The following is a 12732-nucleotide window of genomic DNA, read 5'->3' as shown; positions in this document are numbered from 1 at the left end:
GCAGATATTAGCGACTCGCCGCGGCGCGTTTACGCGAACTTGCCCTTGGTTTGGCCGCTTGTTTTGACTTTTTCACGGCGGGCTCCGGTTCTTCGGCCACCGGCAGCGCCAAAAATTCCATGAAGGCGGTCTCGATATAGGCCGCCAGCGCGGCGGTCTCGGGCAGCGCCTGGCCGCAGGCCATGATGCCGATGTCCAGCGAGGCGTCAAAGGTCTGCACGGTGATGTTCAGCGCCATGCCGTGCACGATGATGGAGGCCGGGTAATTGGTCAACATGCGGGCGCCGGCCAGATACAGCGGTACGGTAGGCCCCGGCACATTGGAGATCACCAGATTGGCCAGCACCGGCAGCTTGTCGGCTGCGCGCAGCCGGCCATAGAGCAGCGCGCCGGCCTGCATCAGCCAGGGCACACCCAGCGAGGGGTAGTCGCTCGGCATCAGGTCCTTGACCCGGTCCAGCTCGCCCTTCATCGCGGCAGTTGCCGCCAGCACATGAGCCAGGCGCTTGGCCGGTTCGGCCAGATGGGTGCCCAGGCTGACCAGGCTCATCGTGGCCTGCGTATTGGCCGTGGTGTCGCCGCCGGCCCGCATCGACACCGGCACCGCCGCCACCAGCGACTTGCGCGGCAGCGGCCCATGCTTGGCAAACAGGCGCCGCAGCGCCCCGCCGCAGATGAACAGGACGGCATCATTGAGGCTGGCACCGTGCAGGCGCCGCGTTCGGTTCAGCGCCAGCAGCGGCAGGCTGACGGTCGAAAAGCTGCGCTCCGCCGACAAGCTGGTGTTGAGCCGCGTGCGCGGCGCCAGGCCTAAGTTGCTGACCCGCTCGGTCGCCTCGCCTTCACTGCTCAGCCAGTTTTTAAGGCTGCTGCCGGCGGCCTCCACGGCGGTCCGCGCGGCCATCATGCTGAGCGTGCCGGCCGCGCCGGGCAGAGCCTTCGCCAATTTGACGGTCTGCTGCCACTGATGAGCGATCGCTCCGCGCAGCATGCCGGCCGCGCCTAACTGCACCCGCCGCGCGCGCGCCGCTGGCAGCAGGCGCTGCTGCGGCTGCGGGCTCAGATCCAGAATTACTGCGGCCAGCGCCACCGCCGCTTGCCCATCCACGGCCGCATGGTGCAGTTGCGAATAAAGCCCCACTTGCTGTTGCCCCTCTGGCCCCGGCTCCAGCCCCAGAAAGACGTGGAACTTCCACAGCGGCAGGCTGCGGTCCAACAGTTGCGGATGCAGCAGGCCAACTTGGCTCTCCAGCGCCGCCAAGCCGCTACCTGGCGGCATGTCGTAGCCGACGATATGCAGATCCAGGTCCGGCTCCGCCTCGACCCAAGTCGGGTTGGCGAGGTTCAGCGGCACGTTCTCCAAGCGCCGGCGCAAGACCGGCGCCAAGGGCAAACGGCTGGCCATATGGGAGCGCAGGTCCTGCAGATAGTCACCGCTGTAATGGGCCGGTAGCTCCAGCAGATGCAGGGCGCCGACATGCATAGGCATCTCGGCGGTTTCCAGATGCAAGAAGGCGGCGTCGAGGCCGGCGAGTTGTTTCATTGGCGGCAGTCCTTGCGTGCTGATTGATGTTCATGCGCTGCTTCAAACCTGACGAATGAAAGCATACTCGCGTCCTTGCGCTGGCGTCCGATGATGATGTTGCCGACGCTGCGCAACTACAGCGACTGCGTAAAGACTGAGAACGCTCAGCATTGGCCGCTTCGGCTCACGAATTAGCGTATTCTGCGCGGCAACAATTCAGTCAATAAGTCGGTGCGCCGGATCTCTTTCGGGTGGTGCCGACCGCTCGGGGAAATCAATGATGAAATCAAGGCTGCTGAGCCTGGTCGGATCAATTTTGCTAACTGGAGTGGCCTGGGCCGACGAACCTACTGTGATGGTCGAGTACCGCGACAAACCGCCCTATAGCTACACCAAGGAAGGGCGGCCGAGCGGTTTCTTGATCGAACGCACCATCGAGATCTTCAGGCTGGCCAAGGTCAACGCGATTTACGAAGAGATCCCGCTCAAACGCATTCTTCGCGACATCCAGTCCGACCTGAGTCCGATCTGCTCGCCGAGCTGGTACAAGCTGCCGGAGCGTGAGCTGTATGCCCGCTTCTCGCTGCCCATCCATGAAGACAAGCCGCATCTGGTGTTGGTCGGTATGCACGCGGTGAACAAGGTAAGAACCATAAAGACCTTGCGGGCGCTGCTCGCCGATCCCGAGTTGAAACTCGGCAAAGTGTCCGGTGTGTCCTATGGAGCAGACCTTGACGCCTTGATCAGCCGTGCCGCTCAAACACCGATCGATCCGACTGTCACGCCGGTGTTGCTCGCCAAAATGATCAAACGCCAGCGCGCCGACTACATGCTGATAGACCAGGAGGATTACGAATTCCTGAATCAGAAAGGCGAGCTGGATGCAGAAGAAATGACACCATTCGAGTTTGCCGACATGCCTGCGGGGCTAAAGCGTTACCTGATGTGCAGCAAGCGGGTCGGGCCCGACACCATGGCGCGCCTCGATAAAGCCATTTTGCAAGTTGTCCGCGAGCTGAAATAGCGTCACAAAACTGCGCTTCACCCCGGCGCTTGGATAAGTTTTCGAGAGTTGAATCCATGAGCAAGAGCCTATTTCTGCTTGCCGCGTTGAGCTTGTCGACGCTGACGGCCGCGCTCGCCGAGCCGGCGCAGGTGCTGCTGGTCAGGCATGCCGAGCGGGCCGCGGAGCCCGTCGGCGATCCCGCCCTCAGCCCGGCCGGCCAGCTGCGTGCCCGAGCCTTGGCGGCAGCGCTCGCGCATGCCGGGGTCACGGCCATCATCACCACCGAGTTCAAACGCAGTGCCGAAACCGCCGCCCCGTCTGCGCAAGCTTTGGGTCTGGCGCCCGAGGTGATTGCCGCTCGCGGCAGCGACACGGTCGCGCATATCGCCGCAGTTGCCGCAGCCGTGCGCCGGCACAACGGCGTGGTCTTGGTGGTGGGCCACAGCAATACCGTGCCGGCGATTGCCGCCGCCTTGGGCGCACCGCGCCTGCAGGATTTTTGCGAAAGCAGCTTCAACCATTTGTGGGTGCTTCGTCCGCAGGCGCAGGAGGAATCGGCGCAGCTGCTGCGCCTGCGCTATGGGGCGGCCGATGAAGTGCCCGGCGCTGGTGCGACGGCGAACTGCCAGTAGGTTTTAGCCGCGCTGCCAGTCGGCGCGCAGCAGACCAAACACCTCGCTGTCCACATATTCGCCGCGAATGAAGACCACCCCGCGCAAACAGCCCTCGTAGCGCAGGCCCGCTTTCTCGGCGATGCGGCGCGAGGCGATATTGCCGGGAGACACGCTGCAACAAACCCGGTTGATGTTGAAGTTATTGAACAGGTAGTTGACGAGCGCCTGTGCGGCCGCCGTGCCGAAACCTTGGCCGCGCAGGGCCGGGTCAAAGATGCTCCAGCCGAGCTCGCGCGCGGTGGCATAGCGGTGGGCGAGGAAATGCGATACATCGCCGATCACCTCGCCACCCTCGGCGCAGACCAGCAGGCGTTCCGAGTCATCGCTGGAGAAATCGTCCTCGGCAAAACGCTTGTGGATCGACTTCGGGCTGCTCATGCGCGTCGACTCGAACTCGCCGCGCTGTTCCATCGCTGCGGCCCGCAGGCACAAGAGTGGCAGGTCGGCCTCGGTGACGTGGCGCAGGCGCACCCGCTTTTGAGTGGGAGTCATTTTTCGTCCATGTCCAAATAGCGCCAGCGGTCACGCGTGAACGGGTGGCGCAAAAAGCCGCGCACCCGGGCGCTGCTCATATCAATCCGGATCGGATAGTTGTGCGGATGGTAGGGCAGATAGGCCAACATCAAGCGGGTGGCTTGGTGCATCAAGGCCAGACGCTCGGGGCCATCGGGCAGCAAGCGCTGACGCTCGTACAAGCGGTCAAAAGCGGCCAGCTGGAAGCGCGCGTCGTTGGACTGGCCGGCGTTCGGCCCATAGCCCATGCCGAGCAAAAAGTCGCCGTCGGGTGAGCCCAGATCCCACACATAGCCCCAGATCATCAGCTGCCCGGCCAAGGCCTTTTTGATCAGCTCGCCGAAGGTGGCGGTCTCGAACTCCATGCGCAGGCCGACCGCGTCCATGCGCTTTTTCCAAAGCTCCTGAATTTGGCGTTCGCGCGCGGTTTCGCCGCCGGCGCGCCTCAGCCTCAAGGCGCTGCCATCCGGGTGCAGGCGGTAGCCCTCGGCATCGCGCTTGTCATAGCCATACAGGTCCAGCAGTGCCTGGGCGCGCGCCAGATCGGGCTGGCCCGCTTCGCTGCGCAAATCCGCTTCATGGCCATAGATCAGCGACGGCAGCATGGACTGCGCAGGCAAGGCTTGACCCTGGTAGACAAGCCGCGTTTCTTCGGCGTTGTCATAGGCCAGCACGATGGCGCGCCGCAATGCCACTCGTTCGGGCGAGTAGCCGCCGACTTGCGCATCCTCCAGATTGAAGTAGCTGAAGGTGATGTCGGAGCCATGCGACTGGAAGACTTGCACGCCCTGCTTTTTCAGGTTCGGTGCCAGCCGGCCGTTCGGCACGGCCAGGCGCGCGACTGCGGTGGGCATCTCCACCAGATCGAGGTCGCCGCCGGCAAACGCCAACCAGCGCGGCTGGCTTTCGGTGATGATGCTGATGTGCACTTCGTCCAGCAGTGGCAGCTTCTTGCCGGTAAGGTAACGCCCCACTTCCTCGGCTTGAGTATGGCCTGCCGCCGCGCCCAGGCTCTCGAAAACCTGTTCGCGAAAGTTCGGATTGCGTTCCAGCACGATCTGCGAACTGCGCCGCCAGCTTTTGAGCCGAAACGGCCCCGTTCCCACTGGGTGGGCCGAGATGTCATCGCCATAGGCCTCGATCACTTCGCGGGCCACTGCGGCGCTGTAGTTGGCGTTGGCAAAGAGATGCGGAAAGCGCGGGTCCGGCTCGGCCAGGCGGACCTCGAAGCGGTAGCGATCGAGCGCGCGCAAACCGGCGGCCGGCTTATCGTAGTTGAACGGTTGTTTGCTCTTCAGCGCCTCGTTGCGCAGCTCCGAGAGGCCCAGAACCTTGGCGGTCTCGAACTGATAGAGATGCTCGGTCTTGATGCGCGGGTCGTAATAGCGTTTGATGCTGTAGACATAGTCTTCGGCGACCAGTTCGCGCTTCCTGCCCTTGAAGGCGCCATCGTCAGCGAAGAAAATGCCGGGCCGAAGCGTGAAGACGAAATGCTTGAAGTCGGCTGAAACCTCGGGCAGGCCGGCAGCGGTCAACGGTATCAGTACCGCCGGCCGGGCCAGATAGTCATAGCTCAGCAGCGGCTCAAAAATGTTCGACGCCACCACGACCGAGGTCTGGTCCGATACCTGCGGCAAATCAAACCCGACCTCGGCCGTTGCAAAGGCGGTCCGCAGAACTTTCTTGCGGCCAGCAGTGGCGGCTTGCGCCGGCGCGTGCAGCCAACAAGCCCCGGCCATGGCCGCAGCCCGGGTCAAGAAGGCACGCCGTTGCTTGGCTCTCATCGCTGCTTCCTCAGACTCTCGTCAATGTCCACAAAATGCCAGAACTCGTAACGGAACAGCGGCCGGCGATAACCGATCAACCAGGGCTGAGCCATGTCATTGACGATGCGGTGCACAGTGGTTTTTTCCGGCACGATGGCCGCTTGAATGCGTTTGGCTTGCAGGAACAAGGCCTCACGCTCTGGGCCATCGGGCAAGATCTGCAATTGATCGTAGATCGCGTCGAACTCGGCCGACCGGAAGCGCGCGTAATTGCGCGCCCCGATGGCCGGGCTGTAGAAACGCAGCATCTGGTCGATGCCATCGGGCGAGTTGGCGGTGTCGGCCAGCGTCCACAGCATCAGCTTGCCGGCGCGCGCCTGCTTCAATTGCTCCGGCCATTGGCCGTGGACGAATCTGCTGCGGATCTTCATGCTGTTGAGGTTGCGCTGCCATAACTCGTCATATTGACGTGACAAGGCATCCGGTTGATTCGCTATCTCGATCACCAAGGGCGAACCATCGGGCATATCGCGCCAGCCATCACCGTCCTTGTCCACATAGCCGTAAAGGTCGAGCAGGGCCAGCGCGCGCGGCAGGTCGAAATCGCTGTTCGTGCTCTTGTAGCTTGCATCAAAACCCGAGGTGTGCGGCACTATCATCGACTGCGCCGGCACCGCTTGGCCGCGCCGTACGCTGCTGATCTCGCGCTTGATGTCGGTGGCCAGAGAGATCGCGCGGCGCAGCGCGACCTTGTCGGCGCCATAGCCGCCAAGCGTCTTGTCCTCCATATTGAAAAAAGTGAAGGCGCTCTCGGCGCCCATCACGCGGAAAAGCTGAATGCCCTGCTTGGCCAGATTGGGCGCGACCCGGCCCTTGGGCAGCGCAACGTTGACAAAGTCGGGCGGCACGCGGTCGAGAAAGTCATGCTCGCCGCCGACAAAGCTCAGCCAACGCGGCTGCGATTCTTCGATGATGGCGATCTCGACCCGGTCAATCATCGGGATGCGCTGGCCCTTGAAGCGCGCCAGCAAGGCCTGACCCTCGGCATCTTCCGCTGCTGGCTCGGCCTCGTAGTAACGCTCGCGGTAAGCGGGGTTCTTCTCCAGCACGATGCGCGAGCTGCGGCGCCAGTCCTTCAGCACAAAAGGGCCGGTGCCGACCGGGTGCGCCATGGTGTTGCCGGCGTAGGCCTCCATCACCTCGCGCGCCACCGCACCGGAACGGGCACTTTGCGCCAGGCCATACACAAAGCGTGGCCGGCTGTGCTTGAGTTTGAACTGAATCGTGTAGCGGTCGAGCGCACGCAGCCCTTCGATCTCGTGCCCGTAATCAAACGGCTTTTTCGACTTGAGCGCTTGTTCGCGCAACTCCTTCAAGCCCACCAGCCCCATCTCTTCGATCGCATTCCAGGTCGGGCTCTTGGTTGCCGGGTCGGCAAAGCGCTTGAAGGTGTAGACATAGTCGGCCGCGACCAACTCGCGCGGCTTGCTCATGAAGGCGGGGTCAGCGGTGAAAAAGATGCCCGGCTTGATTTTGACCGTCCATGTCTTGAAGTCGGCCGACACCTCAGGCATGGCGGCTGCGGTCAGCGGCCTGACCTTGGCCGGCTCGGCCAGATAGTCATAGGCATAGAGCGCCTCGAAGATATGCGCGGTGACGGTCTGCGAATAGGTGTCACTGGTCTGGGCCGGGTCGAAGCCGGTCTCGGCCACCAGGAAAGCGTATTTGAGTACCTTGGGAGGCGCGGCGCTTTGGCTTGCTTGCAGCGGCAAGCAAATCATCAGCAGTGCGGCTTGGAGTAAGAAATGGACTATTGTCTTCACTTCGGCTTTTTACTCTCGTCAATGTCCACATACTGCCACCAGTCCTGCCAGAACAGCGCACGCCGGTAGCCAATCAGCCAGGGCTGTGCCAGGTCTGTATAGATACGGTGGACATGGGCCTTGCTGGGCATATAGGAGACGGCCAGACGCTTGGCCTGCAAGAGCAAGGCCTCGCGTTCGGGGCCGTCGGCCATGCCTTGCATCTGGTCATAGAGCCGGTCGAACTCGGGGCTCTTGAAGCGGGACAGGTTTTGCCCGTCGATGGCGGGGCCGTACAGACGCTGCAAAGCGCCCAGGCCGTCAGGGTCGGAGGCGCTGGAGCCGAAAAACCAGATCATGTATTTGCCGCCGCGGGCGCTCTTCATGTTCTCCGGCCATTTGGCGGTCTTGAACTCGATCTTGAGGCCGATGGCGCTCATGTTTTTCAACAGCAATTCATCCATCTGCCGACTCGCATTGGTCGGCTCGGTATTGCGCACCAGCACCAATTTCTGACCATCGGGCTGCTCGCGCCAGCCATCGCCGTCGCGGTCGATATAGCCATAGAGATCGAGCAAGGCCTTGGCACGCACCGGGTCGTAATCGCCCATCTCGGACTTGAATTCGGCCCTGTAGCCGGTGGTATGTGGCACCACCTGGCTTTGTGCGGGCACCGCCTGGCCTCGGCGCACCAGGTTGATCTCGCGCGGTACATCTATCCCCAAGCTGATGGCGCGGCGCAAGGCGATCTTCTCGGGCGCCATGCCGCCGATGACAGGGTCTTCCATATTGAAGACGGTCAAGGAAGCATCCGGCCCGATGGTGCGAAAGGCCTGCACGCCCCGTTTGGCCAGATTGGGTGCCAGCTTGCCATTGGGCATTGCCTGGCTGATGAAGTCCGGCGGCACGCGCTCCAATAAATCATGTTCGGCGTTCAGAAAAGCCAACCAGCGCGGCTGCACCTCTTCGATGATGTCGACCTCGACGCGGTCCAGCATCGGCAGACGCCGGCCCTTGAAATGTGCCAGCAAAGCCTGCGCCTCTTTGTCTTCGGCGCCAGGCTCGGCATCGTAAAAACGCTCGCGGTAGTCGGGGTTGCGCAACAGCTCGATTTTGGAGCTGCGCCGCCAAACGCCCAATTTGAACGGGCCGGTGCCGACCGGGTGTTCATTCAATTTGTCACCATAGGCCTCGACCACCTCGCGCGCGACCGCGCCAACGATGTCGTTGCCGGTCATGATCATCTCGACCAGGCGCGGCCTGGCCTGCTCGACCTTGAATTGGATCGTGTAGCGGTCGAGCGCGCGCAGGCCCTCGACCTCATGCTCGTAATCAAACGGCTTCTTGCCCTTCAGCGCCAAGTTGCGTTGCGCCGCCAACCCTAAGAGGCCAGCCTCCTCGAAAGTGCTCCAGCCAGGGCTTTTGATGGCCGGGTCGGCAAAACGCTTGTAGCTGTAGACGAAATCAGCGGCGGTCAACTCACGCTTCTTGTCTTTGAAGGCGGGGTCGGCGGCGAAGTAAATGCCGGGCTTGATGCGCACCGTGAAGGTCTTGAAATCGCTGGCCACCTCCGGCATTGCTGCGGCCACCAGCGGCAACACCTTGACCGGCCTGGCCAGATGGTCATAGCGATACAGCGACTCGAAGATGGCCGCCGTGATGGTGCGGGAATAGATGTCGTCGATTTGCGCCGGGTCAAAGCCGGTCTCGGCGATCGGGAAGGCATAACGCAGCACCTTGGCGGGCTCTGCTGCCGGAGCCAGCGCCGCCTGCAAGCTCAAGCAAAGCGCTAAAACCAAGCGAGCTGATTTCATCGCCCTGGCCTCTTGCTCTCGTCAATGTCGACATACTGCCACCAGTCCTGCCAGAACAGCGCGCGTCTATAGCCGATCAGCCAGGGCTGGGCGAGGTCGGTGATGATGCGGTGCACATGTTGTTTGTAAGGGCTGTAGACGGTCGCGAGGCGTTTGGCCTCCAGGAAAAGTGCCTCGCGCTCGGGGCCATCGGGCAGCATGGACAGTTGGTCGTAGAGCTTGTCATAGGCCGGCAGCCGAAACCGCGCCAGGTTCTGTCCACCGATCGATGGGCCGTACAAACGCTGCAAAGAGCCCTGTCCATCGGGATCGGAGGCCGAGGAGCCAACGCCCCAGATCATGAATTTGCCGCCGCGCACGCTCTTCATGTTCTCCGGCCATTTGGCGGTCTGGATTTCGATCTTGATGCCGAGGGCAGTCAAATTCTTTTGCCACAACTCATCAAGTTGGCGGTTGACGCTGTCCGGCTGGGTCTTGCGAACCAAGATCAAGGGGCTGCCGTCGGGTTGATCGCGCCAGCCGTCACCGTCTTGGTCGACATAGCCATAGAGATCAAGCAAGGCCTTGGCACGAGCCAGATCGTAGTCGCCGATTTCAGACTTGAATTCGGCGTCATAGCCGGTCGTGTGTGGCACCAGCGGGCTCTGCGCCTGCACCGCCTGGCCACGCCGGGCCAAGCGAATCTCGCGCTGCACATCGATGGCCAGACCGACCGCGCGACGCAGCGCAATCTTGGCCGGCTCCATGCCGCCAATCACCGGGTCTTCCATGTTGTAGACCGTGATGGCCGCATCGGGCGCCAAGGTTCGAAAGCCTTGAATCCCTTTCTTGGCCAGATTGGGCGCGACATGGCCATTGGGCATCGCCTGGCTGATGAACTCGGCCGGCACCCGCTCGGCAAAGTCCTTTTCGCCGTTCAGAAAAGACAGCCAGCGCGGCTGCGCCTCCTCGATGATGGCGACCTCGATCCTATCGATCATCGGGATGCGGCGGCCTTTGAAGCGCGACTGCAAGGCCAATCCTTCGGCGTCCCCGGGCAGCGCCTCGGCGTCGTAGTAACGCTCACGATAATCGGGGTTTTTCTCCAGCACGATCTGCGAGCTGCGCCGCCAGGCCGCCAGCTTGAACGGTCCGGTGCCGACCGGATGTTCGCCGACCTTGGCGCCGTAATGTTCAACCACCTCGCGTGCCAAGGGCCCGTACAAATCGCTGCCGGTGAGGATTTTTTCAAGCAAGCGCGGGCGCGACTGCTCCAGCTTGATCTGCAAGGTATAGCGGTCGAGCGCACGCAGACCTTCAATTTCCTGGTCGTAATCGAAGGGCTTCTTGTTCGCCAGGCCCTGCTTGCGCAAGGCCAAGAGCCCGATCACGCCGGCTTCTTCCATGCTGCTCCAGCCGGGGCTTTTCAGCGCGGGGTCGGCGAAGCGTTTATACATATAGACGAAATCGGCCGCGGTCAGCTCGCGCTTTTTACCTTTGAAGGCGGGGTCATCGGCAAAGTAAATGCCGGGCTGGATCTTGATCGTGAACTGGCGAGAGTCGGGCGAAACCTCCGGCATCGCAGCGGCGATCAGCGGCTTGATTTGCACCGGCCGGGCCAGGTGGTCGTAACGGTATAGCGCTTCGAAGATCGCGCCGGTGATGGTGCGCGAATAGAGGTCATTGATCTGGCTCGGATCAAAATTGGTCTCGGCAACCGGAAACGCGTAGCGCAGCACTTTCGGCTGCACCGCGTCGGTTTCGGCTTGCGCTGACAAGGCCAGCAAGCCGCTGAATAAAAGGCTGAGTAGTTTCTTCTTCATTTGTTCAAGCGACGGCTCTCGTCGATATCCACATATTCCCAAAAATTCAGCCAAAACTGCGGCCGCCTATAGCCGAGCAGTTGCGCATGGGCAAGGTCGGTAATGATGCGATGGCCGCGTGGGCGGTAAGGCGCGTAGGCCGCGCCCAGGCGCTTGAGTTCGGTGAACAGGCCTAAGCGCTCCGGGCCATCGGGCAAGGCGTTGGTGCGCTCGTACAGCTCATCGAAGGCCTTCAAATTGACGCGCGCGTAGTTCTGCCCGCCGATGCGCTCGCTGTAGAAGAAGCCCAGCGCATCCTGCCCGTCCGGCGCCGACGCCGAACTGGCCAAGGACCAGATCTGGAACTTGCCGGCGCGCATGGACTTGAGGTTCTCCGGCCATTTGGCGGTCTTGAACTGCACCTTGATGCCGATCGCGGCTTGCGCCTTTTGCCAGATTTCGTCGATCTGGCGCTGGAACTGCTCGGGCGTGGTCAGGCTTTCCAGCACCAGCGGGCTGCCGTCGGGCTGCTCGCGAAAGCCGTCACCGTCGCGGTCGATATAGCCGTACAGGTCGAGCAAGGCCTTGGCCTTGGCAGGGTCGTATTCGCCACTTTCGCTTTTGAAATTGGCGTCATAGCCGGTCGTGTGCGGCAGCATGATGGACTGCGCGCTGATCGCCTGGCCGCGCCGCACGATGCGGATTTCACGCGCCGAGTCGGTGCCCAGCGAGATCGCGCGGCGCAGCGCGATGCGCTCCGGCGTATAGCCGCCAATCACCGGGTCTTCCAGATTGAAGACGGTGAACAAGACATCCGAGGTCACGACGCGAAAGGCGCGCAAGCCCATCTTGGCGAGGTTGGGAGCCAGCTTGCCGCCCGGCATGGCCTGGTTGATGAAGTCTTCCGGCGTGCGGTCCAGCAGATCAAATTGGCCATCCAGGAAGGACAGCCAGCGCGGCTGGTTTTCTTCGATGATGGAGATTTCGACCCGGTCAATCATCGGGATGCGCCGGCTCTTGAAGTTCGCCAGCAAGGCCTGACCCTCGGCATCGTCGGCGTTGGGCTCTGCGTCGTAATAACGCTCCCGATAGTCGGGGTTTTTCTCCAGATTGATTTGCGAGCTGCGCCGCCAAGTGGCGAGCTTGAATGGCCCGGTGCCGACCGGGTGCTCGGTGCTGCGCTCCGGGTAGGCCTCGATCACCTCACGCGCGACCGCGCCGAGCAAGCTGCCGTCGGCCAGGCTCTGGTCAAAGCGCGGCCGGGATTTGCCGAGTTTGATTTGCAGCGTGTAGCGATCCAGCGCGCGCAGGCCTTCGATAGTTTTGTCGTAATCAAAGGGCTTCTTGCTCTTCTGGATCTCGGCCCGGTATTCGTTCAGACCGAGCAGATGGTTCTCCTCCAGCCCGTCCCAGGTCGGGCTATTGGTCAGCGGGTCGGCAAAGCGCTTGAAGGAATAGACATAGTCGGCGGCGGTCAACTCGCGGCGCTTGCCCTTGAAGGCCGGGTCGTCGGCAAAGTAGATGCCGGGTTGGATGCGGATCGTCCAGGTCTTGAAGTCGGCGCTGACCTCGGGCAGCGCGGCCGCCGTCAAGGGCTTGAGCTTGGCCGGCCGTGCCAGATGGTCATAGGTGTAGAGGCCCTCGAAGATATGCGAGGTGATGATGCGCGAATAGAGGTCGGTGATCTTGGCCGGATCAAAGCCGGTCTCGGCGACGCGAAAGGCATAGCGCAAGACCTTGGGGTTGGCGTCACCGGCTTCAGGCGCCGCGAGACTTGCGCTGCTCAGCAGGCATAGCAGCAGCAAGGCTCGGCGACGAAAGGAGAAATATGCGTTCATAGGAAGGAAGAAA

At 62.2% G+C, this 12732-nt stretch carries 9 protein-coding genes; 2 read left to right on the top strand and 7 right to left on the bottom strand.

Annotation, left to right across the window (positions count from 1 at the left end; translation table 11 throughout):
- Positions 1-7 precede the first annotated feature (7 nt).
- A complete protein-coding gene (locus tag LNV07_RS21750) occupies positions 8-1543 on the bottom strand; it encodes a wax ester/triacylglycerol synthase family O-acyltransferase (protein WP_263573296.1) in 1536 nt (511 codons plus the stop codon).
- Positions 1544-1805: 262 nt separating this feature from the next.
- Here LNV07_RS21750 and LNV07_RS21745 point away from each other — a divergent pair, with 262 nt between their 5' ends.
- Both LNV07_RS21745 and LNV07_RS21740 read left to right on the top strand, forming a co-directional pair.
- The gene (locus LNV07_RS21745) at positions 1806-2549 is read left to right on the top strand and encodes a type 2 periplasmic-binding domain-containing protein (RefSeq protein WP_263573295.1); all 744 of its coding nucleotides are present in this window, start codon (positions 1806-1808) and stop codon (positions 2547-2549) included.
- Positions 2550-2605: 56 nt separating this feature from the next.
- Positions 2606-3163, top strand: a complete 558-nt coding sequence (locus tag LNV07_RS21740; protein WP_263573294.1) for a histidine phosphatase family protein — start codon at positions 2606-2608, stop codon at positions 3161-3163.
- Between the two features lie 3 nt (positions 3164-3166).
- Here the strand turns inward: LNV07_RS21740 and LNV07_RS21735 are convergent, their stop codons facing one another.
- Genes LNV07_RS21735 through LNV07_RS21710 form a run of 6 tightly spaced genes read right to left on the bottom strand, consistent with a single transcriptional unit; the run spans position 3167 to position 12719 of the window.
- Positions 3167-3697, bottom strand: coding sequence for a GNAT family N-acetyltransferase (locus LNV07_RS21735; protein ID WP_263573293.1), 531 nt, complete (start codon positions 3695-3697; stop codon positions 3167-3169).
- Complete coding sequence (locus LNV07_RS21730; RefSeq protein WP_263573292.1) at positions 3694-5502, bottom strand: ABC transporter substrate-binding protein; 1809 nt, start codon at positions 5500-5502, stop codon at positions 3694-3696. Before LNV07_RS21730 ends, LNV07_RS21735 begins: the two co-directional genes overlap by 4 nt.
- Entirely contained in the window at positions 5499-7307 is a 1809-nt protein-coding gene (locus LNV07_RS21725) for an ABC transporter substrate-binding protein (RefSeq protein ID WP_263573291.1), read from the bottom strand. Before LNV07_RS21725 ends, LNV07_RS21730 begins: the two co-directional genes overlap by 4 nt.
- A complete protein-coding gene (locus LNV07_RS21720) occupies positions 7304-9100 on the bottom strand; it encodes an ABC transporter substrate-binding protein (protein WP_263573290.1) in 1797 nt (598 codons plus the stop codon). The genes LNV07_RS21725 and LNV07_RS21720 overlap by 4 nt, the downstream gene beginning before the upstream one ends.
- Positions 9097-10902 carry an ABC transporter substrate-binding protein gene (locus LNV07_RS21715; RefSeq protein WP_263573289.1) on the bottom strand — a complete coding sequence of 602 codons (1806 nt, stop codon included), beginning with the start codon at positions 10900-10902 and terminating at the stop codon, positions 9097-9099. The genes LNV07_RS21720 and LNV07_RS21715 overlap by 4 nt, the downstream gene beginning before the upstream one ends.
- A complete protein-coding gene (locus LNV07_RS21710; protein ID WP_263573288.1) occupies positions 10899-12719 on the bottom strand; it encodes an ABC transporter substrate-binding protein in 1821 nt (606 codons plus the stop codon). Before LNV07_RS21710 ends, LNV07_RS21715 begins: the two co-directional genes overlap by 4 nt.
- Positions 12720-12732 lie beyond the last annotated feature (13 nt).

This window comes from Roseateles oligotrophus (genome assembly GCF_025717515.1).
GTDB classification, from domain to species: domain Bacteria; phylum Pseudomonadota; class Gammaproteobacteria; order Burkholderiales; family Burkholderiaceae_C; genus Paucibacter_A; species Paucibacter_A oligotrophus.
This window is presented reverse-complemented; position numbering and strand designations above follow the sequence as displayed.

Coding starts and splice junctions, on each gene's coding strand:
- LNV07_RS21750 (WP_263573296.1), bottom strand. CDS start 1,543: ATGAAACAACTCGCCGGCCTCGACGCCGCCTTCTTGCATCTGGAAACC.
- LNV07_RS21745 (WP_263573295.1), top strand. CDS start 1,806: ATGAAATCAAGGCTGCTGAGCCTGGTCGGATCAATTTTGCTAACTGGA.
- LNV07_RS21740 (WP_263573294.1), top strand. CDS start 2,606: ATGAGCAAGAGCCTATTTCTGCTTGCCGCGTTGAGCTTGTCGACGCTG.
- LNV07_RS21735 (WP_263573293.1), bottom strand. CDS start 3,697: ATGACTCCCACTCAAAAGCGGGTGCGCCTGCGCCACGTCACCGAGGCC.
- LNV07_RS21730 (WP_263573292.1), bottom strand. CDS start 5,502: ATGAGAGCCAAGCAACGGCGTGCCTTCTTGACCCGGGCTGCGGCCATG.
- LNV07_RS21720 (WP_263573290.1), bottom strand. CDS start 9,100: ATGAAATCAGCTCGCTTGGTTTTAGCGCTTTGCTTGAGCTTGCAGGCG.
- LNV07_RS21715 (WP_263573289.1), bottom strand. CDS start 10,902: ATGAAGAAGAAACTACTCAGCCTTTTATTCAGCGGCTTGCTGGCCTTG.
- LNV07_RS21710 (WP_263573288.1), bottom strand. CDS start 12,719: ATGAACGCATATTTCTCCTTTCGTCGCCGAGCCTTGCTGCTGCTATGC.